The sequence below is a fragment of the Mariniflexile jejuense genome (assembly GCF_042675665.1).
Lineage (GTDB): Bacteria > Bacteroidota > Bacteroidia > Flavobacteriales > Flavobacteriaceae > Mariniflexile > Mariniflexile jejuense.
In genome coordinates this window covers 278,281-299,373 of record NZ_JBHTJI010000001.1, presented here as the reverse complement: position 1 = coordinate 299,373, position 21,093 = coordinate 278,281, and the positions used below count along the sequence as shown (strand labels likewise).

Sequence of the window (21,093 nt, the reverse complement as noted above, 5' to 3'; positions counted from 1 at the left end):
GACTTGTACTGTAACAGATTCTAATGGCTGTTCATCTTCACAAAGTTTTACAGTTACGCAACCAACTGCTTTAGTAGCAACAGCAACGTCTCAAACAAATATATCTTGTAATGGAGGTTCTAATGGCTCTGCTACGGTAAGTGTTTCTGGAGGAACCCCTGGATATACCTATACTTGGTCACCATCTGGTGGAACTAGTGCAACAGCTACTGGTCTTGCTGCTGGAACTTATACTGTAACAGTAACGGATGCTAATTCTTGTCAAACAATACAATCTTTTACATTAACACAGCCTACGGCTTTAGTAGCAACAGCAACGTCTCAAACAAATATATCTTGTAATGGAGGTTCTAATGGTTCTGCAACCGTTACTGCTTCTGGTGGTGCAGGTGGATATACATATTCATGGGCTCCGTCTGGTGGTACTGGAGCAACCGCTACAGGATTAAGTGCTGGTGTTTACACAGTAACAATTACTGACGCGAATGCTTGTACTACTACAAAAAGTTTTACTTTAACACAACCTTCAGCTATATCAGTAACACCAGCATCTCAAACAAACATATCTTGTTTTGCTGGTAGTAATGGTACAGCTAGTGTAAATACACCAACTGGTGGATCTGGTGGATACACTTATAACTGGACACCAGGTAACCCAACAGGAGATGGAACAAAATCAGTTACTGGTTTAACCGCAGGCACATGGTCTTGTACTGTAACAGATTCTAATGGCTGTTCAACTTCGCAAAGTTTTACTTTAACACAACCAGCTTCATCTGTTTCTGCTACTATTTCTTCCCAAACTAACGTAACTTGTAATGGTGGTACTGATGGAATTTTAGCAGTTACTGCAACTGGTGGAATCGCTCCTTATACCTATTTATGGAGTAATAGTGCAACTACTGCTACAATTACAGGAATAATTGCAGGAACTTATAGTGTAACTGTTACAGATGCCAATGGATGTTCAAGTATAACATCTGCTACAATTACGGAGCCAACAGCTATGGATAGCACTGTAAATCAAAATGCTGCAGTATTAACAGCAAATCAAACAGGTGTATTGTACCAATGGTACAAGTGCCCTAATATCTTATTAAATAATGAAACAAATCAAAGCTTTACTGCAACAACTAATGGTGATTACAAAGTAGTAATAACTAATGCAAGTTGTGTTGTTGAATCTGTATGCATAACAGTGTCCTCATTAAGCAATGATACATTTGATAATAAATTAAAATTTACTATGTACCCTAATCCTAGCAATGGAAATATTTATGTAAAATCTATTCTAGGTGGTGATTTTCAAATTATAAATCAATTAGGTCAAACTGTTAAAACATTTAAAGCTAACATTAATGCTGAAACAATTATTTATGTTGGCGATTTAAGTGAAGGTGTATATTATATAAAAGCTAGAAATAAGATAAACGCATCTTCAAAAAAATTAATTATTAAAAAATAAGTATAAAAATTTTCTAAAATAAGCTTTTACACTAAAAGTAAAAAAGCGTGTGTTCTAACTTAGAATTCACGCTTTATTTTTATATCAGGAAACCAATGGGTTTATAATTTGGAATGTCTTAATTGTATTAACCTAGTTATATTAGAGATTTTTAGTTACCTAGTAAGTAGTTCGCTAACTTTGTTTAAAAGACAAATAGCAAAATTTTGGAGTATTAAAAAAGGTGAATTCAATTGAATCCACCTTTTTTAATTTATGTAATTTTTTTTATATATTAGCCGCTAACCAATCGCCTACTTCTTTAGTACCATAAGCTTTACCGCCATCAGCTAAATCTTCAGTAACAATACCTTCAGCCAACGCTTTATTTACAGCGTCTCTTATGGCTTTACCTTCTTCGTGTAAACCAAAAGCAGTTTCAAACATCATAGCTGCCGATAATACTGTTGCCATAGGGTTTGCAATGTTTAAACCAGTAGCTTGTGGGTATGATCCATGAATTGGTTCAAATAAAGCAATATCAGCACCCATTGATGCCGATGGCATTAACCCCATAGAACCAGAAATTACAGATGCTTCATCCGTTAAAATATCACCAAATAAGTTTTCAGTAATTAACACATCATAGCTATTTGGCCATTGTACCAAACGCATCGCAACCGCATCAACAAATTCATAAGAAACCGTTACTTCAGGATAATCTTTCTCCATAGCTTGCACAGTTTCTCTCCATAAACGAGATGTTTCTAATACGTTAGCTTTATCAACACAACATAGTTTTTTACTACGTGTCATAGCCAACTCAAAACCTTTTTTAGCTAAACGTTGTACTTCTGCTCTGGTGTAAACACAGTTATCAAAAGCAGTTTCACCACCATCTCTTCTACCTTTTTCACCAAAGTAGATACCGCCAGTTAATTCGCGTAAAAACACCAAATCAGTACCTTCAATACGCTCTCTTTTTAAAGGCGATTTTTCTAATAGCGACGGAAACGTAAACGTAGGACGCACATTGGCAAATAAGCCTAATTTTTTACGCATTTTAAGTAAACCTTGTTCTGGACGAACAGGCGCAGAAGGGTCGTTATCATATTTTGGGTGACCAATAGCGCCAAACAAAACAGCATCCGAAGCCAAACAAACCTCGTGTGTTGCATCTGGGTAAGGTTCACCAACAGCATCAATAGCTGCTGCACCAGTTAAGGCAGGTTTCCATGTAATTTCATGTCCAAATTTTTTAGCAATAGCGTCGCTAACTTTTACTGCTTGATCAATCACTTCAGGTCCAATGCCGTCACCTGCTAAAAGTGCTATATTAAATTTCATAGTAATTTATTATCTATTTTTTATTGTTATTCTTTATTAATTCTTAATTCCTAAACCGTAATTATATTTAGCATTTTTTCGGTGGCTTTAATTGCTGAAACTGTTTGATCGGAATCCAAACCACGCGTTTTAAACTCTTTTTCAAGACTTTTCCAAGTAATAATGGTTTCACACAATGCATCTGAATGACTTCCAGGAGGAATTCTTACAGCGTAGTCAATTAAATCTGGCAACACTGTTTTCTTGTTAATATAAATGCTTCTAAGCGCATTCATAAACGCATCAAATTGTCCGTCACCTTGTGCATTTTGCTCAAATGTTTCTCCATTTATAGTGATAGAAATAGTAGTTGAAGGTTTTAAGCCTTTTGCATGTGTTAATACATACGAGTTAACTTTTACTTTTTCAACATAAGAATAACTATCCAACACATCAGATATAATGTATGGTAAATCTTCTTTGGTAACTACTTCTTTTTTATCACCCAATTCAATAATACGTTGGGTCACTTTTTTAAGGTCTTCATCATTAAGCGATAAACCTAATTCTTGTAAATTTTTTTGAATATTTGCTTTACCTGAAGCTTTTCCTAGAGCATATTTTCTAGTTCTACCAAAGCGCTCGGGCATTAAATCGCTAAAATACAGATTGTTTTTATTATCACCATCTGCATGAATACCAGCAGTTTGAGTAAACACATTGGCACCAATAATAGGTTTGTTTGCAGGAATCATAATACCTGAAAAGTTTTCAACCAATTTACTTATGGTGTACAAAAATGTTTCGTTAACGCCAATTGTTATTTCTGGTAAAAAATCATTTATAACAGCAACAGTACTACCCATTGGTGCATTACCTGCACGTTCGCCCATGCCATTTACCGTAAGGTGTAAACCATCGGCACCTGCTTTTAAGCTAGAAACAGCATTAGCTACACCTAAATCGTAATCATTATGCGCATGAAAATCAAAATGCAAATTTGGATAAGTATCTTTTATTTCTTTAACAAAATCAAAAGACTCAACAGGTGTTAAAATACCCAAAGTATCTGGCAACATGATACGCTTAACAGGTTGTGTTGCTAAAAATGCTAAAAAATCAAAAACATAATCTTTTGAATTACGCATGCCATTACTCCAATCTTCTAAATACACATTGGTTTCTATACCTTTGGTTTTAGCTAAAGCAATTGTAGCTTCTATTTCTTTAAAGTGCTGATTAGGTGTTTTTTTAAGCTGGTATGTTAAATGATTTAATGAACCTTTTGTAAGTAAGTTTTGCACCTTTGCGCCTGCATCAAGCATCCAATTGATGGATACACCATTGTCAACAAAAGTTAGTACTTCTACTTTATCAATAAAGCCATTTTCATTTGCCCAATTGGTAACATTTTTTACTGCTTGAAATTCGCCTTGAGACACACGTGCCGAAGCAATTTCAATGCGGTCAACTTTTAATTCTTCAAGTAAAAGTTTGGCAATGGTTAGTTTTTCAGAAGCAGAAAACGACACGCCCGAGGTTTGTTCACCATCGCGCAATGTCGTATCCATTATTTCTATTTTTTTAGGAGTCATTTACAATAGTAAGCCGTTTGCAAATGTTTCTATCTCTCCTTTGATGTTTTGTAAGTAATCAATATCATCAAAACCATTAAGCATGTTTTCTTTCTTATAGCTATTGATTTCGAAAGATTCTTGATCGCCAGTAGATTTGATAGTTATGGTTTGATTTGGAAGATTTACTTCAATTTCCGTATTCGGGTCATCGTAGATAGCATTGAATATTTTTTCTGAAAATTCAGCAGAAACTTGAACTGGTAATACACCAACATTTAAACAGTTGTTTCTAAAAATATCAGCAAAAAAACTAGATACTACACAACGGAAACCATAATCGTAAACCGCCCAAGCAGCATGCTCTCTTGAAGAACCAGAACCAAAGTTCTTACCTCCTACTAAAATTTTTCCGGAATAGATAGGATTATTTAAAACGAAACTTTCTTTAGGTGAATTGTCGTTATTATATCTCCAATCACGAAATAAGTTGTCGCCAAAACCTTCACGTTTTGTTGCTTTTAAAAAACGCGCTGGTATAATTTGATCGGTATCCACATTTTCTAATGGTAATGGAACCGCTGTACTTGTTAATGTTGTGAATTTATCGTATGCCATTTTTATATTGCTTTAGGCTTTAAGCTATATGCTTTAAGCCGATAATTATAGTATTTTTTGCCTACAGCATAAAGCTTACAGCGTATTGCTTTAAAGTAATTCTCTAGGATCGGTAACAACACCTGTTACAGCAGCTGCAGCAGCTACTAATGGGCTTGCTAATAAAGTTCTAGAACCTGGACCTTGACGACCTTCAAAGTTTCTGTTTGAAGTACTTACCGCATATTTTCCAGCAGGCACTTTATCATCATTCATCGCTAAACACGCTGAACAACCTGGTTGTCTCAAAACAAAACCAGCTTCAGTAAGCGTATCTAAAATACCTTCTTCTTTAATCAAAGCTTCCACTTCATGAGAACCTGGTACTAACCAAGCTGTAACGTGATCTGCTTTTTTCTTTCCTTTTACAATAGAAGCAAATGCTCTAAAATCTTCAATTCTACCATTGGTACAACTTCCTAAGAATACATAATCGATTTTTTTACCAATCATCGCATCATTTTCGTTGTAACCCATATATTCTAAAGACTTTTTGTAAGTAGCAACGCCACCTTCTACAGCTTCAGCATTTGGAATATTTTTTGAAATACCCATACCCATACCTGGATTTGTTCCGTAGGTAATCATAGGTTCAATATCACTAGCAGAAAAAGTTAATTCTTTATCAAAACTAGCACCTGCATTGGTTTTCAGTGTTTTCCAGTGTGCAACAGCTTTATCCCAATCTGCTCCTTTTGGAGATAATGGTTTGTCTTTTAAGTAAGCAAAAGTAGTTTCGTCTGGAGCAATCATACCACCACGTGCACCCATCTCAATAGATAAGTTACAAACAGTCATACGCCCTTCCATGGTCATATTTTCAAACACATCACCTGCATATTCTACAAAATAACCTGTAGCACCAGAAGTTGATAACTGTGAAATGATGTATAAAGCCACATCTTTTGGTGTAACGCCTTTTCCTAATTGCCCATTTACATTAATGCGCATTTTTTTTGGTTTTGGCTGCATGATACATTGTGTAGACAATACCATTTCAACCTCTGAAGTACCAATACCAAAAGCAATAGCGCCAAAAGCACCATGTGTAGAGGTATGCGAATCGCCACAAACAATAGTTGCTCCTGGGAATGTAATACCATTTTCTGGTCCTACAACGTGTACAATACCATTTTTTTGGTGACCAAGTCCCCAATGGCTAATACCGTATTCATTTGAGTTATCTTCTAACGCTTTTAACTGGTTAGCAGATAATGGATCTTGAACTGGTAAATGTTGGTTAATTGTTGGTGTGTTATGGTCTGCAGTTGCAAATGTACGTTCTGGATATAATACTTTTAAACCGCGACTTTTTAAACCAAGAAATGCTACAGGACTTGTAACTTCGTGAATAAAATGACGGTCTATAAAGAATACATCTGGACCTCCTTCAATTTTCCTTACAACATGTGAATCCCATACTTTGTCAAACAATGTTTTGCTCATATTATGTATAATTTAATTTTAATCTTTGTGAATGCTTAAGCTAATAAAGCTACCATTAGCCAAAAGGCTGACAAATTTAGGAAAAACTACTGTTTTTACTATGTATATAATAAATTTTAAGACCTATATATAATTATTTTTGCCGTTTTATTAATGGAATCTAAAAAAACCGACAATCTTTTAAAAGAATAGCAATATTGGTTGTAATTTTTAAAGCAAATACTATTTTAAACGATCTTCTACGTATTCAATTTGGGTTTTGCCATGCGATTTTGCTTTTCCATCTGGTCCTACGTTTACCATAACAATATTAGAAATCGTAATGATGGTTTCTCGAGTCATTTTATTTCTAACTTCACAACTTAGGGTTAATGATGCTTTTCCAAATTTTACAACATCAATACCAATTTCAATAATATCGCCTTGCTTTGCAGATGCTTTAAAATCTATTTCGCTTATGTATTTTGTAACCACTTTAGGGTTTTCAAGTTGTATGATGGTATAAAGTGCAGCTTCTTCGTCTATCCATTCTAATAATCGGCCACCAAACAGTGTTCCGTTAGCATTTAAATCTTCGGGTTTTACCCATTTTCTAGTGTGAAATCTCATAATTATTTATAGTAATGTTTGTTGTCCATTTGAATTACCGTTAGGGATAACCAAATTATATCCCAATTCATCATTCAGTTTTCTAATAAAATAGGCAGAAAGCAATGGCGATTCTTTTTCAATGTTTTGATGAATGAAAAAATCTATTTCTTTCACACCTTGTGCTTTCCATTCTTTCAATCGAGCAATCCAATCGTCTAAACGCTTATAATCGCTTGCATGGTTTGCACCTACGTAGCGCACAAATGCTGTGGCGTTGGTTAAGCGCATATGCATAATATCGCGCCTTCCGGCAGAATCGACTATAATATTTGAAATATTATTGGCTTCTAAAAGTTGATACAATTCGTTTGCAACAGAAGCATCGTTGTACCAATTGGTATGCCTAAATTCCATAGCCAGCGGTATTTCCTTAGGCCATTCTTCAATAAAATTTATAACGCGGTCAAAATCTTTTGGAGCAAAATTATCATTCATCTGTAAAAAGATAGTGCCTAATTTTTCTTTTAAATTAGATGCGTTGTATAAATAGTGCTCTACCACGTCTTTAGTTTCTTGCAAGCGTTTCCAATGACTAATTTCCTGGTTTAGTTTTGGAAAAAACTTGAAATTTTCAGGTGTTTTATCGTGCCATGAAGCAAATTGTTCAGCAGGAAAAATACGGTAAAACGTTGCATTCAATTCAATAGAATTAAATTGACTTGAATAATACGCCAATTCATCTTTGGTTCCTTTTGGGTAAAATCCTTTTAAATCGGTCTTATTCCATTTGGCACAACCTACATAAATTTCAGGTAAGTTATCATCTTTAAAGTTGCTTAAAACACGTGCTGTATCTGGATGGTCTTTAGGTAATGTAAAGTCTATTTGTTCAGGATTTTTAACACTTCCAAACTTCATTTATTTTTTTGTTTAAAGATAAAAAAATATACGATGTTAATAAACCCGTTAACAACTATAAATGTTTCAAAGTCTTTTAAAGTTTAATATTCTATAATTTTAATAAAAACTCTTCAACCATGAACACGCGACAATTCAACTTAAAAAGCATTCGCCCTGAAATTTTAAGCTCAACAATTAACGATAATATGAGTAATGACGAGCGTTTTCAAAATTTAGTACTGCGTCCAATAATAAAATTGCAAAATGATTTGTTTATTGAAGTTTTTAAAAACTATATTGCCAAGCATAAAATGGTGTTTTATAGTTATACTTTAGAGAAGCGTTTAGTGTTTATTGAAAACGCAGTAAATAAAGATATAAAATTTCGTAACTCACTAAAAGGCATTGTGATAGGTTTGTTTACTGTAGAAGAATATTTAATTTATATTCAAAATTCTTCGGCTTTAAATAAACGCATGATGCAAATTGTAAAAGACAGATTGATTAGTAATGTGCAACTTTTTGAACAACCAGAAGTGCTAAAAGCAGTTTAAAACATTTAATGACTACAAAACAGAAACTATTGCAAATTTGTAATGAGCGCGTTGATAAACGTATGAATGATTACAAAGAGGAAATTAATTTAATTAAAGAATCAATTGCCAGTAATGACAAAGGCAGTTCGGAAGACGACGATGCTGGACATGGTAAACTATTGAATGATTTAGAAAAAAACATGTCGTATTTAAACGACGCAAAAAAAACAAAAGAGTACCTAAGTAACATAAAAACCAATGTAGAAAGCAAAGAAGCCATGCTTGGTAGTATTGTAAAAACAAATATGATGAGTTTTTACATTTCTACAAGTATTGGGAAAATTGAGCTTGATGATGCTGTATTTTATGCTATTTCTGTAAACTCGCCAATTGGACAACTATTAATAAACAAACCTGTAAACACTAGTTTTGAGTTTAACCAAAATAAATACGTTATTACAGAAATTATATAATAGAAACCCCATTTAAATCGGTAGTAAGTACGTCGCTCATATAATTAAAATATGGGCGAACTGCTTTAAATGCATTATTAACATCTGCTATAAAGTTTTCATTAAGCACTTCAGCATCAGTGTATTTTTTAATAAAAATAAATTGTTTCTTTTTTATTAAATCGATGTTTTCATGGTCTTTACTAAAACCTTTAGGAGCAGATTTAACTTCATCGCCCACAAAATTTCCCCAAACACTGTTAAAGGTTTTGTTATTTAAAATGGCTCGCATTTCGGTAGCATCCATTTCAAATTCTTTTCTAATACGCAATAAATCGGCTGGTGCAGGTTCCCAGAAACCTGTAGCAATAAAACTTTCGTTATTAGGTTGAATGTGCAAGTAATAACCACCTCTTAATTTTGGTTTGGTTCTATGAAATGAACCTCCAAAATGAGTTTTATAAGGCGCTTTATTTTTTGAAAAACGAACATCACGATAAATTCTAAATAGTTTAAGTTTATCAACATCGTCATGTTCTTTTAAACTAATTAAAACCGTGTTGTAAATAGCTTTAATTTTCGTTTCAATGGCTTTGAATTCTTTTTTATTATCGTTAAACCAATCGCGATTGTTATTGTTTTCTAATTTTTTAAAAAACTCTAAAGCTTCTTTAGGAACTTGTACATTCATAACCAATATTTTTTTAAAACTACTAAAACGCTTGATAACTTTTACGAACTTACAGTTTTATTTTTTTAATTTAAAACATCAATTCTTATTCAAATTCTATATTGTTAAGAATTAAGCCTGAAGCTGGTGCAATGTATTCTAATTTAATAAAACAATCTTGCTCTAAGCTTTGCTTAATTGTATCTAAAGTTAGTTTTCCTTTACCTAAATCTATCAATGTTCCCATCATTAATCGTATTTGGTTACGCATAAAACCTTTTCCTTTTACTCTTAAAATATATGATTTTTCTGGAAAATAATTGGCTGTGTACATGGTGTTTTCAACCAATTCGCATTTTAAAATCTCTCGATTATAAATACCTGTTTCGGTTGGCTTAAAACAATACGATTTAAAATAATGTGCACCTTCAAAAAGTTTTGCGCCTTGTTTCATCAAATCAATATCTAAATCATCTAAAATGGTCGTCATAATAGGTGCGCAAAATGGATGGCATTTTTCACCAAAAGTGAATAAATACAAGTATTCTTTTATTTTAGAATGGTTGATGATGTTGAATTTAGCATCAACTTCTTTGATAGTTAATGCGCGAATGTCTTGTGGTAAGTTGTGGTTAAATAATTTTAAAAACGCATCATGGTCTTCTAAAGGTTCTGCTAGAAACAATTCAAAAGCTGCACATTCTGCCGATACCATAGCGTCTGTTCTACCAGAACTTAAGCTTTTAAAAGGTTTGCCTTCTAGTATAAAATTCAAGGTTCTATCTACCATTAAATGCAAAGTTTTAACATCGGGTTGCTTTTGCCAACCATGAAATCTGTATCCTAAATATTGAATGGTTATAACGTAAAAATAGTTCTTCATTATATTTTTTAATGAACGAGCAAAGTAAGTTTTTTATTAATTGTGACAAAAAAATTAATAACTTGTATTACTTTTTTACTAACTAAAAACCAATTATTATGACAAATTTTAAAGTAAAACCGCCAATTTGGTTTTGGATTGTAAGCGTTATTGCGCTTTTTTGGAATGCTATGGGTGTTCATCAATATTTAGGGCAAGCCTATCAAACTGAAAGTTGGCGATCTGCCTTAACCGATGAACAGTTTGAAATGGTAACTAATTTTCCTAGTTGGTTAACAGCTGCTTTTGCCATTGCTGTATTTTCAGGATTTTTAGGTTCGTTAGGGCTTTTGCTTAGAAAAAAATGGGCTTACACATTATTGTTATCGTCCTTAATTGCCGTAATAATTCAAATGGGATATATATTGATGAAAGGCCATTATGATGGTATTGAAATGACTATTAGCATTATCGTACTTGCTGTATTTTTAGTTTGGTTTTCTAAAAAATCGCTATCAAAAGGTTGGATTTCTTAATAAAATTAGAATAAAAACAAAAGGCTTTAGAAATATCTTAAGCCTTTTGTTTATTTTAATTGAAAATTTCTACCACCAAACTTGTTTGTCATTTTAATAGTTAATAGTGTAGAGTCTCATTATTAATTAGGAAATAGAAGATTTAATCGATATCTGTACTCACTTATTGCTAGAAAAAGATTATCATATACAATTTTGTTTTCTTGAGGTCTACAAATCACATAATGATCATATTCTTTTTGGCATATTTTTAATTTGATTTTATATACTTTATCACCAAGGGTTACAATATTTTTAAATCGCTCATTCATGATTTCTAAATATTCTTCCAATTCCGCAAAGTATTTTTTTTTGTTGACTTGTGCAATATTCTTCATTTCTTCGGGAATTGAATTCAATGGATATAAACGAATGCATAATTTTCGTGTATATATGGTATCGATTTCATTAATTTTTTCTTCAACAATATCTGTTAGTTTCCTACCTAATGAATTTATGTTATTCAATTTTTTTGAATAATATTCTTTAGATTTTTCATCCTCTATTGTTTCTATATATTCATAAGATAAAAATTCGGTATCATTGTGGTTAATTATCCACTTACTCCAATTAGCAAATAAATTTATAAAATTTGATTCACACGATTTTAATGGACTTCCATATTCGTAAATTGTTATTTTATCTAATTTAAAATTACCCGAAATTTGACCAAATACAGTCAGGTTAAAAAACACAAGGAAATATAAACTATATTTTGTCTTTGTTTTTAGTTTCATCTTCCTAATTATACAAGAATATTTTTTTATTAAAAAACGTTATAAGATTTATAAATATAAATTAAAGTAAACCTAGTAAATCAACTATTTATGTCTTCCCTTTAATTCCGCTTCAATATCTTTTAAAGTGAAGCCTTTTGCTTGTAATAACATTAAATAATGAAATAGTAAATCGGATGATTCATATAAAAACAGCTCATCATTGTTATCCATGGCTTCAATAACGGTTTCCACAGCTTCTTCACCTACTTTTTGGGCAATTTTATTGATGCCTTTTTCGAATAAACTCGCTACATACGATTTGTTGGTATCTTTATTTGCAACACGTTCTGTAATCACATTTTCTAAGGTTGAAAAGAAACCGTAATTTGATTTGTTTTCTTCTGCCCAACAGGTATCCGTTCCTTTATGGCAGGTTGGACCAACCGGATTTACTTGAACCAATAACGTATCGTTATCACAATCATTTTTGATAGAAACTAGGTTTAAAAAATTACCACTTTCCTCACCTTTTGTCCATAAGCGTTGTTTGCTTCGGCTAAAAAAAGTAACCTGTTTGGTTTCTAAGGTTTTTTTATAAGCTTCTTCATTCATATACCCCAACATTAGTACATTTTTTGTTGTGGCGTCTTGAATAATTGCGGGAACGAGTCCGTTAGTATCGTATTTAATATCCATAATTATCTAGTGTCATTGCGAAGCAAATGATAATTTGCTGTGGCAATCTTATTATTTAATGAGATTACTTCGTCATTCTTCCTCGTAATGACGTTACAATCGTACTTCAATATTGTGTTTTTTTAATTCTTTTTTTAGCTCAGGAATAGGGATTTCACCAAAATGAAATACACTAGCAGCCAAAGCAGCATCCGCTTTTCCTTCTTTAAATGTATCAACAAAATGTTGAACGGTTCCTGCACCACCTGATGCTATAATTGGGATATTTAAAGTTTTAGATAATTTAGCCAATGCTTCATTTGCAAATCCGTTTTTAGTGCCATCATGATCCATAGATGTAAACAAAATTTCACCTGCACCACGTTCTTCAACTTCTTTTGCCCATTCAAATAAATCGATATGGGTTGGAATACTTCCGCCAGCTAAATGCACTTTCCAATGGCCGTCAATTTGTTTAGCATCAATAGCAACCACAACACATTGACTTCCAAATTTGTCGGCTAATTCATTGACTAATTCTGGACGTTTTACTGCTGAAGAATTAATAGAAACCTTATCGGCACCACATTGTAGCAATGCATCAACATGTTCTACAGATGAGATACCGCCACCAACTGTAAACGGAATATTTACTTGTTCAGCAACATGCATTACCATATCTAAAGTTGTTGCTCGCGCTTCTAACGTTGCAGAAATATCTAAAAAAACCAATTCATCAGCACCTATGTCTGCGTATTGTTTAGCTAATTCAACTGGATCGCCAGCATCGCGTAGATCGACAAAATTAACACCTTTTACGGTACGTCCGTTTTTAATATCTAAACAAGGTATGATTCGTTTTGTTAACATTTTTCAAAGTTAAAAGTTAAAAGTAAAAAGTTGATTTTATTCTCTACTTTTTACTTCTAATATTTGATATTATACTTATTATTTTACACAAATTTTTCTAGTTGCTTAAGCGTTATTCTATTTTCATAAATAGCTTTTCCTATAATAACACCTTCACAACCAATTTCTTTTAAAACAGGAAGTTCATCAATACAAGAAATACCTCCTGAGGCTATTAGTTTTATGGATTGCCCATTACTGCTATTTGTACATTCTGAAATGATTTGTTTGTAAAGTTCTACGGAAGGGCCTTCAAGCATACCATCTTTAGAAATATCGGTACAAATTACATATTGAATACTTTTCTTTTGATATGATTTTATAAAAGGAATCACGTCTTCTTTACTTTGCTCCATCCAACCACTTATCGATATTTTTCCATGATCGCTATCGGCTCCTAAAATAATTTTGGCTGCTCCATATTTTGATATCCAACCTTCAAATGTTTTCGGGTCTTTTACTGCAATACTGCCTCCAGTAATTTGTTTTGCACCAGAATTGAATGCAATATGTAAATCTTCATTGGTTTTTAAACCACCACCAAAATCAATTTTAAGACTGGTTTTTGATGAGATTTGCTCCAGCACTTTATAGTTTACAATATGTTGTGCTTTGGCTCCATCTAAATCTACTAAATGTAAATATTCAATGCCCGAACCTTCAAAAGCTTTTGCTATTTCTAGCGGACTTTCACTATATATTTTTTTAGTTCCGTAATCGCCTTTAGTTAAACGAACACATTTTCCGTCTATAATATCTATGGCTGGTATTATTCTCATTTTTAATATTTAATATTAAAAGTTACATATTAGAAGTTACAATCTGTAATAAGATTTTAATTTTCAAACACTAACTTATTTTAAATTATTTCTTTTTGCTGTATTAATTGAAGCAACAGTAATTGCCAATAGTTCTTTTCCTTCCTTTTGAAGTTTTAGAATTTCATCTGAATGTTCAGAAAGTATTTCTTCAAAAACTTCTAACCAATGTACACTTTCATCTACTTCTTCTTCAACTATTTTTAGTTTATATATAAAATCACTTGTCGATTTTGCTCTCTGAGAAGCTCGATAATTAGCACCAACAGAACTAGAACTTCTAATTAATTGATTGACAAACGCATTATATTCACGAGATTTAGGAACCTTAAAACAAAACTTCCAACAATCTATTCCAAATTGTTTAGTTCTTTCTATCAGTTCATTTCTCATTTTAAAACTTTTAATATCTAACTTTTAAATTCTAACTTTAAAAAATTCTTCAAAATTTGTTCTCCTGCTAAACTACTCTTTTCTGGGTGAAATTGTACACCGTAAAAGTTTTTATGTTGTAATGCTGATGCGTAATTTAAACCATAATCGGTTGTGGCAATGGTTTCTTGGCAGTGTTCAGCATAATAACTATGCACCAAATACATATATTCGTTTTCTTTGATACCTTTAAACAAGTCTGATTTTAAATCTTTAATAACATTCCAACCCATCTGTGGTACTTTTACCTCATTTTTAAAGCGTTTTACTTTGGTTTTAAAAATACCCAATCCGGTTGTATTGCCTTCTTCGGTGTATTCACACAGTAATTGCATACCTAAACAAATACCCAAAACAGGTTGTTTTAATTGTGGAATCAAAATATCTAACCCTGTTTCTTTAAGCATCCTCATTGCAGAACTTGCTTCACCTACACCTGGAAAAATAATTTTATCGGCAGCTAAAATTTCCTCTGGATTGTCAGATAAAACAGCATCAATTCCCAAACGTTTGAATGCGAATTGTATGCTTTTTATGTTTCCTGCGCCGTAATTAATTATTACTAGTTTCAATTTTTTAATATTAAAAGTTAGATATTGGAAGTTGAAAGTTTATTGTCATTTCAAAACTTTAACTTCTAATATTTAATATTGTACTTTACAATACTCCTTTAGTGCTTGGTAAAAACATTTTGTTAGAATCTCTTTTTACCGCCATTTTCATAGCTTTTGCAAAGGCTTTAAAAATGCCTTCTATTTTATGGTGTTCGTTTGTGCCTTCTGCTTTTATGTTTAAATTACATTTAGCACCATCGGTAAACGATTTAAATAAGTGATAAAACATTTCCGTTGGCATATCCCCTATTTTTTCACGTTTAAATTCTGCATCCCATTCTAGCCAATTTCTTCCACCAAAATCTACTGCTACTTGTGCTAAACAATCATCCATTGGTAAACAAAAGCCATAGCGTTCTATGCCTAATTTATTACCCAAAGCTTTATTGAATAATTCGCCCATGGCAATCATGGTGTCTTCAATGGTATGGTGTTCGTCAACTTCTAAATCACCATTTACTTTTACAGTTAAATCCATGGCGCCATGACGACCAATTTGATCGAGCATATGATCAAAAAATGATAATCCAGTATCAATATCATTTTTACCAGAACCATCTAAATTTAATTTTATATAAATCTGAGTTTCATTGGTGTTACGTGTTATTTCTTGAACCCGATCTTCAAGTTTTAAGAAGTTGTATATTGCTTCCCAATCATTACTTTCAAGAGCTATATATGGGTTTAATTCTTCTCGCTTTACTGTAATTTCGTTAGTTCCTAAATTGGTTTCATCATTAATAAAAATACCTTTAGAACCTAAATTTTTTGCTAATTCAATGTCTGTAAGTCTATCACCAATAACGAAAGAATTTTTCAAATCATAATCTTCAGAAAAAAACTTAGTTAATAAACCCGTATTAGGTTTGCGTGTTGGAGCATTATCTTTGGCATAGGTTTCGTCAATATAAACCTCTTTAAATTCAATACCTTCATTTTTAAAGGTGTTGATAACAAAATTGTGAATAGGCCAAAATTTTTCTGAAGGATTATCAGGCGTTCCTAAACCATCTTGGTTAGTAACCATGATAATTTCATAATCTAATTCTTTACAAATTTTACCTAAAAACTGAAATACTTTAGGGTAAAATATTAGTTTTTCAAAAGAATCAACCTGCTCATCTGCTGGCTCTTTAATTAATGTCCCGTCGCGGTCTATAAATAATACTTTTTTCATGCTTAATTTATTAAGCAACCCTGAATTTATTTCAGGGTCTAATTAATCTCTAATGTTAATAAATTTAGATTTGATTTTTTCATCAAATTCCATTTCCATTCTTTATGCCAATTTTTTAATTGACTTTCTCTTTCTTTAGCTTCCTTTTTACTGTTAAATGTTTCAAAATTAACTAAATCTGTTGCTTTGTATTTCTTGGTAAATATAGCTCCAGTTCCTTTTAAATGTTCAACTAATCTTCGTTTCAAATTATCTGTATACCCAATATATATTACTGTTCTATTTTTATTTGATGTTATATAGCAATAATACGTTAGCATAATTTTAAAAGTTCCTGAAACAAGTTCAGGATTTCGATATCGATAAAAGTGTTTTTATCAATATCTCATTCTCCTTTGGAGTTCCAACCGTTAAACGTAACGAGTTTTCACAACCTGGTTGTGAGGTTCTATTACGAATAACAATCCCTTTCTCAATAAGTTGATTATAGCGTTTATTGGCATCATCTACTTTTACCAATACAAAATTAGCATCGGTTGGGTATATTTTTGAAATATAACTGATAGCTTTTAATTCTGAAATTAAAGCACTGCGTTCCTTTAAAATATCGGCTATCTGGTTGGTTGCCAAATCTTTGACATTCAACAGTTCAATAGCTTTTTTTTGTGTTAGTTCGTTAATGTTGTAAGGCGGTTTGATGGTATTTAAAACTTTAATTATTTCTTCGGAAGCATAGCATATTCCTAAGCGGATGCCTGCCATAGCGTATGCTTTAGATAAAGTTTGCGTTACAATTAAATTAGGAAATTCGTTTAATCTAGATAACCAACTTTTTTCAGTTGAAAAATCAATATACGCTTCATCAATAACTACGATGCCTTTGAAGTTAGATACCATTTTTTCAATAGCTTCTGAAGTAAAACTATTACCTGAAGGGTTATTTGGAGAACAAATAAAAAGTAACTTACTATTGATGTCAGCAACATTTAAAACATCGTCAACTTTAGGTTGAAACGCATCATCTAAATTTACTTTTTTGATGCCGATAGCGTTCAAATTTGCCAAAACTTCATACATACCATAAGTTGGAGGCAATATGACAATGTTATCTTGGTTCGGTTCGCAAAAAGCTCTAAAAATAAGGTCTAAAATTTCATCGCTACCATTTCCTAAAAGAATGTTTTTTGTTGAAATGTCTTTAATTTCAGAAAGCATAACTTTCAATTTGCCTTGTTGCGGATCGGGATAACGGTTTACACCATTTTCAAAAGGGTTTTCGTTAGCGTCTAAAAACACCATGTTATCAGTCACACCTTGAAATTCATCACGTGCCGAAGAGTAAGGTTTTAATGCCTTAATGGTAGGTCTTATTAAATCTTGTATATTCATTATTTTAAATCCTTTAAACGAATAGAAACTGCGTTTTTATGTGCTTGTAAACCTTCGGCTTCAGCCATTAATTCTATAGTTTCACCAATATTCAAAATACCTTCTTTTGATATTTTTTGAAACGTCATACTTTTAGAAAAACTATCTAAATTCACACCCGAATAGGCTTTTGAAAAGCCATTAGTTGGCAAGGTGTGATTAGTTCCCGATGCATAATCACCAGCACTTTCTGGTGTATAATCACCAATAAAAACAGAACCTGCGTTGGCAATGTTATTAACATAAAAGGCTTCGTTTTTAGAACAAATAATAAAATGCTCTGGACCGTATTCATTTATTAAATCTAAAGCTATTTCATCAGTTTCAACGTAAATTAATTTTGAATTGGCTATCGCTTTTTCAGCAATCGCTTTACGTGGAAGTACGTTAAGTTGCTTTTCAACAGCTTTTGAAACTTCATTAATTAAAGTTTGTGAAGTTGAAACTAAAATAACCTGACTATCAGTGCCATGTTCTGCTTGACTTAACAAATCGGAAGCGATGTATGATGCATTTGCAGTTTCATCGGCAACAACAAGCAATTCACTTGGTCCTGCTGGCATATCGATTGCAACACCGTGTTTTGTAGCTAATTGTTTTGCAACCGTTACAAATTGGTTTCCTGGTCCGAAAATTTTATACACTTGCGGTATGGTTTCCGTGCCAAAGGTTAAACCTGCAATGGCTTGAATACCACCAACTTTTATAATTTTAGTAACTCCACATAAATTGGCTGCAAATAATATTTCTGGTGCTAATTCACCTTGTTTATTTGGTGGCGAACACAATACAATCTCTTTACAACCAGCAATTTGAGCAGGAACAGCAAGCATTAAAACAGTTGAAAACAATGGCGCTGTACCTCCTGGGATGTACAAACCTACCTTTTGAATTGCACGTTTTTCTTGCCAACATTGTACGCCTTTTGTTGTTTCTACTTCAATTTTAGAAGTCTTTTGCGCTTTGTGAAACACATCTATATTATGCTTAGCAGTTTTAATAGCATTTTGAAGTTTCTCTGGAACTAATTTTATTGCTTTCTGAATTTCTTCAGGAGTAACAGTATTTGAATCCATTAAAATTCCATCAAACTTAGATGTATATGTTTTTATAGCTGCGTCACCATTTTTAAGAACATCATCAAAAATTTGGATAACTGTAGCTTCAATATCACCGACGGTTTGTGTAGGTCGTTTTAAAACCTGACGCCATTCGTTTTTATTTGGGTTATTAATGATTTGCATTTTCTAAGCCTTAAGCTATATTAATATTGTTAATTATTAATTAGAGTACCATTTTTTCTATTGGACACACTAAAATACCTTGTGCACCTTTAGCTTTTAAATCGTCAATAACATCCCAAAATTCGTTTTTACTTATTACTGAGTGAATTGAACTCCAGCCTGCTTCCGCCAAAGGTAAAACCGTTGGGCTTTTCATACCTGGTAACACATCTATAATGGCTTGAACTTTATCATTTGGTGCATTAAGTAATACGTATTTAGATTCTCTTCCTTTTAAAACGGATTTGATTCTAAACTGAATTTTGTCTAAAATCGCTTGTTTTTCAGCATCTAAAATAGGCGAAACTGCTAAAACGGCTTCCGATTTGAAAATCATTTCAACCTCTTTTAAATTGTTTTTAAACAATGTGCTTCCGCTTGAAACAATATCAACTATAGCGTCTGCTAATCCTATATTTGGTGCAATTTCAACCGAACCATTAATAATATGAAGGTTAGCAGTTATTCCTTGTGTATCTAAATAATTTTTTACGGTATTTGGGTATGATGTTGCAATACGTTTACCATCTAAATCTTTTATACTTTTATAATCCATGGTTTTTGGAACCGCAATACAAACACGACATGACGAAAAACCTAGTTTTTCTGCAATATTGATACCGTTGCCTTTTTCAATTAACACATTTTCGCCAATAATAGCAGCATCAACTACGCCGTCTTTTAAATATTGTGGAATATCACCATTTCTAAGGTAAAATACTTCCACAGGAAAGTTTCTGGCGGATGCTTTTAATTGATCGATGCCATTATCAATGGAAATACCTATGTCTTTAAGTAGTTCCATAGATTCGTCGTGTAAGCGACCTGATTTTTGTACTGCAATTCTTAATGTACTCATTGTCTTGTTTTTATGAGTTTGAAACAATCTAGTTGGATTAAAAATTAAAAAACCCGTTTGATTGTCTCAAACGGGTTTAAAAATATGTTGATTTTATTCAATACATCTTCACTTCGCTTGAGAGCAAATTTGAAAATGATGATGATGTGATTGAATAAAGTTCATGTTTTGTGTTTTTCACTTTTGCAAATATCTATAATTAAAGTTGATTTTTCCAAATAATAGCTACAAAACTTATCACTATTAAGTATTATTTATTTATAGCTAATTTTAATTATTTAATATTCAAAATATCTTTAAGAAAGTTGAATTATTTTTTTCTATATGTTACTGATTTCCTAAAATTATTGGCATACCACTTTTTCCAGAACCAATAACTATTACTTTACTGTTTGATGATTCTGATAGTTTTATGGTAGCTTCAATGCCTTTATCTTGTAAAATTTTATCGGTTAACGATTCACTTAAAATACGGTTAGCATCTGCTTTACCTTTAGCTTCAATAATTACTTTTTCAGCTTCTTTGGCAGCAGTAACTAATCTAAATTCATATTCTAATGATTCTTGTTCTTGCTTTAATTTACGTTCAATAGCATCTTTAATAGTACCTGGTAATGTAACATCGCGTACTAAAACTTCGTTTAATTGTACATATTGTTTTTCAAGAATCTTTTTTGTTTCTAAAAATATTTCATCTTGAATAGCATCACGTTTACTAGAATATAATTGTTCTGGTGTATAGCGACCAACAACACTACGTGCAGCACTACGAATAGCGGGTTGAATTACACGTTGTAAATAGTTTTCTCCTAAAGATTGATGTAAATTTCCTAAATCGTTATAAACGGGTTGGTACCAAGCCGATGCGTCAATTTGAATTTCCAATCCGTTTGATGATAATACTTTCATTTTTTCAAAAAGTTCTTGTTGGCGTACTTCATATACAATAACCTTATTCCATGGTGCTACAACATGAAATCCTTCACCTAATGGTGGTTCATTGGTTACAACACCTTTATCAAAAGTTTTATACAATACGCCTGCTTCACCAGAACCAATGGTTACTGCCGATTTTGCTAGTACAATTATCAATATTATAGCAGCTATGATTGCTGGGAACGCAACTTTAGGGAATTTTTCCATTTT

The 21,093-nt window shown here is 32.3% G+C and carries 24 protein-coding genes; 4 read left to right on the top strand and 20 right to left on the bottom strand.

Features of this window, described 5'->3' with window-relative positions; translation table 11 throughout:
* Positions 1 to 1,465 (top strand): T9SS type A sorting domain-containing protein (locus ACFQ1R_RS01295; protein WP_379924287.1); only part of this gene is annotated, 1,465 nt, incomplete at its 5' end.
* A 267-nt stretch (positions 1,466 to 1,732) separates the two neighbouring features.
* Here the strand turns inward: ACFQ1R_RS01295 and leuB are convergent.
* From leuB to ACFQ1R_RS01265, 6 genes are all read right to left on the bottom strand, one after another.
* Entirely contained in the window at positions 1,733 to 2,791 is a 1,059-nt protein-coding gene (gene leuB, locus ACFQ1R_RS01290; protein ID WP_379924286.1) for a 3-isopropylmalate dehydrogenase, read from the bottom strand.
* A 50-nt stretch (positions 2,792 to 2,841) separates the two neighbouring features.
* Positions 2,842 to 4,365, bottom strand: a complete 1,524-nt coding sequence (locus ACFQ1R_RS01285) for an alpha-isopropylmalate synthase regulatory domain-containing protein (protein WP_379924285.1) — start codon at positions 4,363 to 4,365, stop codon at positions 2,842 to 2,844.
* On the bottom strand, positions 4,366 to 4,962 hold the full coding sequence (leuD, locus tag ACFQ1R_RS01280; protein ID WP_379924284.1) for a 3-isopropylmalate dehydratase small subunit: 597 nt from the start codon (positions 4,960 to 4,962) through the stop codon (positions 4,366 to 4,368).
* Between the two features lie 90 nt (positions 4,963 to 5,052).
* Positions 5,053 to 6,447 carry a 3-isopropylmalate dehydratase large subunit gene (gene leuC / locus ACFQ1R_RS01275; RefSeq protein ID WP_379924283.1) on the bottom strand — a complete coding sequence of 465 codons (1,395 nt, stop codon included), beginning with the start codon at positions 6,445 to 6,447 and terminating at the stop codon, positions 5,053 to 5,055.
* Between the two features lie 222 nt (positions 6,448 to 6,669).
* A complete protein-coding gene (locus tag ACFQ1R_RS01270; protein WP_379924282.1) occupies positions 6,670 to 7,056 on the bottom strand; it encodes an acyl-CoA thioesterase in 387 nt (128 codons plus the stop codon).
* A 6-nt stretch (positions 7,057 to 7,062) separates the two neighbouring features.
* Positions 7,063 to 7,956, bottom strand: a complete 894-nt coding sequence (locus ACFQ1R_RS01265) for a DUF72 domain-containing protein (protein WP_379924281.1) — start codon at positions 7,954 to 7,956, stop codon at positions 7,063 to 7,065.
* Positions 7,957 to 8,075: 119 nt separating this feature from the next.
* Between ACFQ1R_RS01265 and ACFQ1R_RS01260 the strand changes: the two genes are divergently transcribed.
* Both ACFQ1R_RS01260 and ACFQ1R_RS01255 read left to right on the top strand, forming a co-directional pair.
* The gene (locus ACFQ1R_RS01260) at positions 8,076 to 8,492 is read left to right on the top strand and encodes a glyoxalase (protein ID WP_379924280.1); all 417 of its coding nucleotides are present in this window, start codon (positions 8,076 to 8,078) and stop codon (positions 8,490 to 8,492) included.
* An 8-nt stretch (positions 8,493 to 8,500) separates the two neighbouring features.
* The gene (locus ACFQ1R_RS01255) at positions 8,501 to 8,947 is read left to right on the top strand and encodes a hypothetical protein (RefSeq protein WP_379924279.1); all 447 of its coding nucleotides are present in this window, start codon (positions 8,501 to 8,503) and stop codon (positions 8,945 to 8,947) included.
* Here ACFQ1R_RS01255 and ACFQ1R_RS01250 read toward each other — a convergent pair.
* Positions 8,940 to 9,617 carry a DUF2461 domain-containing protein gene (locus ACFQ1R_RS01250; RefSeq protein WP_379924278.1) on the bottom strand — a complete coding sequence of 226 codons (678 nt, stop codon included), beginning with the start codon at positions 9,615 to 9,617 and terminating at the stop codon, positions 8,940 to 8,942. The genes ACFQ1R_RS01255 and ACFQ1R_RS01250 overlap by 8 nt on opposite strands.
* 85 nt (positions 9,618 to 9,702) lie before the next feature.
* Positions 9,703 to 10,479 (bottom strand): tRNA pseudouridine synthase A, encoded by a 777-nt coding sequence (locus ACFQ1R_RS01245; protein ID WP_379924277.1) that lies wholly within the window; start codon positions 10,477 to 10,479, stop codon positions 9,703 to 9,705.
* Between the two features lie 98 nt (positions 10,480 to 10,577).
* Here ACFQ1R_RS01245 and ACFQ1R_RS01240 point away from each other — a divergent pair, with 98 nt between their 5' ends.
* Positions 10,578 to 10,994, top strand: a complete 417-nt coding sequence (locus ACFQ1R_RS01240) for a hypothetical protein (protein WP_379924276.1) — start codon at positions 10,578 to 10,580, stop codon at positions 10,992 to 10,994.
* 122 nt (positions 10,995 to 11,116) lie between these two features.
* Here the strand turns inward: ACFQ1R_RS01240 and ACFQ1R_RS01235 are convergent, their stop codons facing one another.
* The 12 genes from ACFQ1R_RS01235 to ACFQ1R_RS01180 form a co-directional block, all read right to left on the bottom strand.
* Entirely contained in the window at positions 11,117 to 11,770 is a 654-nt protein-coding gene (locus tag ACFQ1R_RS01235; protein WP_379924275.1) for a hypothetical protein, read from the bottom strand.
* A gap of 84 nt (positions 11,771 to 11,854) precedes the next feature.
* Positions 11,855 to 12,448, bottom strand: a complete 594-nt coding sequence (hisIE, locus tag ACFQ1R_RS01230; protein ID WP_379924274.1) for a bifunctional phosphoribosyl-AMP cyclohydrolase/phosphoribosyl-ATP diphosphatase HisIE — start codon at positions 12,446 to 12,448, stop codon at positions 11,855 to 11,857.
* Positions 12,449 to 12,541: 93 nt separating this feature from the next.
* Positions 12,542 to 13,297, bottom strand: a complete 756-nt coding sequence (gene hisF / locus ACFQ1R_RS01225; RefSeq protein WP_379924273.1) for an imidazole glycerol phosphate synthase subunit HisF — start codon at positions 13,295 to 13,297, stop codon at positions 12,542 to 12,544.
* Positions 13,298 to 13,380: 83 nt separating this feature from the next.
* Entirely contained in the window at positions 13,381 to 14,115 is a 735-nt protein-coding gene (gene hisA / locus ACFQ1R_RS01220) for a 1-(5-phosphoribosyl)-5-[(5-phosphoribosylamino)methylideneamino]imidazole-4-carboxamide isomerase (RefSeq protein ID WP_379924272.1), read from the bottom strand.
* A gap of 75 nt (positions 14,116 to 14,190) precedes the next feature.
* Positions 14,191 to 14,547, bottom strand: coding sequence for a four helix bundle protein (locus ACFQ1R_RS01215; RefSeq protein ID WP_379924271.1), 357 nt, complete (start codon positions 14,545 to 14,547; stop codon positions 14,191 to 14,193).
* 17 nt (positions 14,548 to 14,564) lie between these two features.
* On the bottom strand, positions 14,565 to 15,158 hold the full coding sequence (gene hisH, locus ACFQ1R_RS01210; protein WP_379924270.1) for an imidazole glycerol phosphate synthase subunit HisH: 594 nt from the start codon (positions 15,156 to 15,158) through the stop codon (positions 14,565 to 14,567).
* An 85-nt stretch (positions 15,159 to 15,243) separates the two neighbouring features.
* Entirely contained in the window at positions 15,244 to 16,377 is a 1,134-nt protein-coding gene (gene hisB / locus ACFQ1R_RS01205; RefSeq protein ID WP_379924269.1) for a bifunctional histidinol-phosphatase/imidazoleglycerol-phosphate dehydratase HisB, read from the bottom strand.
* A 38-nt stretch (positions 16,378 to 16,415) separates the two neighbouring features.
* Positions 16,416 to 16,697, bottom strand: a complete 282-nt coding sequence (locus ACFQ1R_RS01200; protein WP_379924268.1) for a GIY-YIG nuclease family protein — start codon at positions 16,695 to 16,697, stop codon at positions 16,416 to 16,418.
* Positions 16,698 to 16,722: 25 nt separating this feature from the next.
* A complete protein-coding gene (gene hisC, locus ACFQ1R_RS01195) occupies positions 16,723 to 17,766 on the bottom strand; it encodes a histidinol-phosphate transaminase (RefSeq protein ID WP_379924267.1) in 1,044 nt (347 codons plus the stop codon).
* Positions 17,766 to 19,049: a histidinol dehydrogenase gene (hisD, locus tag ACFQ1R_RS01190; RefSeq protein ID WP_379924266.1), complete on the bottom strand. Its 1,284-nt coding sequence runs from the start codon at positions 19,047 to 19,049 to the stop codon at positions 17,766 to 17,768. The genes hisC and hisD overlap by 1 nt, the downstream gene beginning before the upstream one ends.
* Before the next feature lie 40 nt (positions 19,050 to 19,089).
* Complete coding sequence (hisG, locus tag ACFQ1R_RS01185; protein WP_379924265.1) at positions 19,090 to 19,947, bottom strand: ATP phosphoribosyltransferase; 858 nt, start codon at positions 19,945 to 19,947, stop codon at positions 19,090 to 19,092.
* A 327-nt stretch (positions 19,948 to 20,274) separates the two neighbouring features.
* Entirely contained in the window at positions 20,275 to 21,090 is an 816-nt protein-coding gene (locus ACFQ1R_RS01180) for a prohibitin family protein (protein WP_379924264.1), read from the bottom strand.
* Between the last annotated feature and the right edge of the window lie 3 nt (positions 21,091 to 21,093).

Coding starts and splice junctions, on each gene's coding strand:
- ACFQ1R_RS01255 (WP_379924279.1), top strand. CDS start 8,501: ATGACTACAAAACAGAAACTATTGCAAATTTGTAATGAGCGCGTTGAT.
- ACFQ1R_RS01285 (WP_379924285.1), bottom strand. CDS start 4,365: ATGACTCCTAAAAAAATAGAAATAATGGATACGACATTGCGCGATGGT.
- ACFQ1R_RS01240 (WP_379924276.1), top strand. CDS start 10,578: ATGACAAATTTTAAAGTAAAACCGCCAATTTGGTTTTGGATTGTAAGC.
- ACFQ1R_RS01265 (WP_379924281.1), bottom strand. CDS start 7,956: ATGAAGTTTGGAAGTGTTAAAAATCCTGAACAAATAGACTTTACATTA.
- leuC (WP_379924283.1), bottom strand. CDS start 6,447: ATGAGCAAAACATTGTTTGACAAAGTATGGGATTCACATGTTGTAAGG.
- ACFQ1R_RS01260 (WP_379924280.1), top strand. CDS start 8,076: ATGAACACGCGACAATTCAACTTAAAAAGCATTCGCCCTGAAATTTTA.
- ACFQ1R_RS01200 (WP_379924268.1), bottom strand. CDS start 16,697: ATGCTAACGTATTATTGCTATATAACATCAAATAAAAATAGAACAGTA.
- hisF (WP_379924273.1), bottom strand. CDS start 13,297: ATGTTAACAAAACGAATCATACCTTGTTTAGATATTAAAAACGGACGT.
- ACFQ1R_RS01235 (WP_379924275.1), bottom strand. CDS start 11,770: ATGAAACTAAAAACAAAGACAAAATATAGTTTATATTTCCTTGTGTTT.
- hisD (WP_379924266.1), bottom strand. CDS start 19,049: ATGCAAATCATTAATAACCCAAATAAAAACGAATGGCGTCAGGTTTTA.
- ACFQ1R_RS01270 (WP_379924282.1), bottom strand. CDS start 7,056: ATGAGATTTCACACTAGAAAATGGGTAAAACCCGAAGATTTAAATGCT.
- ACFQ1R_RS01250 (WP_379924278.1), bottom strand. CDS start 9,617: ATGAATGTACAAGTTCCTAAAGAAGCTTTAGAGTTTTTTAAAAAATTA.
- hisG (WP_379924265.1), bottom strand. CDS start 19,947: ATGAGTACATTAAGAATTGCAGTACAAAAATCAGGTCGCTTACACGAC.
- hisIE (WP_379924274.1), bottom strand. CDS start 12,448: ATGGATATTAAATACGATACTAACGGACTCGTTCCCGCAATTATTCAA.
- ACFQ1R_RS01245 (WP_379924277.1), bottom strand. CDS start 10,479: ATGAAGAACTATTTTTACGTTATAACCATTCAATATTTAGGATACAGA.
- ACFQ1R_RS01215 (WP_379924271.1), bottom strand. CDS start 14,547: ATGAGAAATGAACTGATAGAAAGAACTAAACAATTTGGAATAGATTGT.
- leuD (WP_379924284.1), bottom strand. CDS start 4,962: ATGGCATACGATAAATTCACAACATTAACAAGTACAGCGGTTCCATTA.
- leuB (WP_379924286.1), bottom strand. CDS start 2,791: ATGAAATTTAATATAGCACTTTTAGCAGGTGACGGCATTGGACCTGAA.
- hisC (WP_379924267.1), bottom strand. CDS start 17,766: ATGAATATACAAGATTTAATAAGACCTACCATTAAGGCATTAAAACCT.
- ACFQ1R_RS01180 (WP_379924264.1), bottom strand. CDS start 21,090: ATGGAAAAATTCCCTAAAGTTGCGTTCCCAGCAATCATAGCTGCTATA.
- hisB (WP_379924269.1), bottom strand. CDS start 16,377: ATGAAAAAAGTATTATTTATAGACCGCGACGGGACATTAATTAAAGAG.
- hisA (WP_379924272.1), bottom strand. CDS start 14,115: ATGAGAATAATACCAGCCATAGATATTATAGACGGAAAATGTGTTCGT.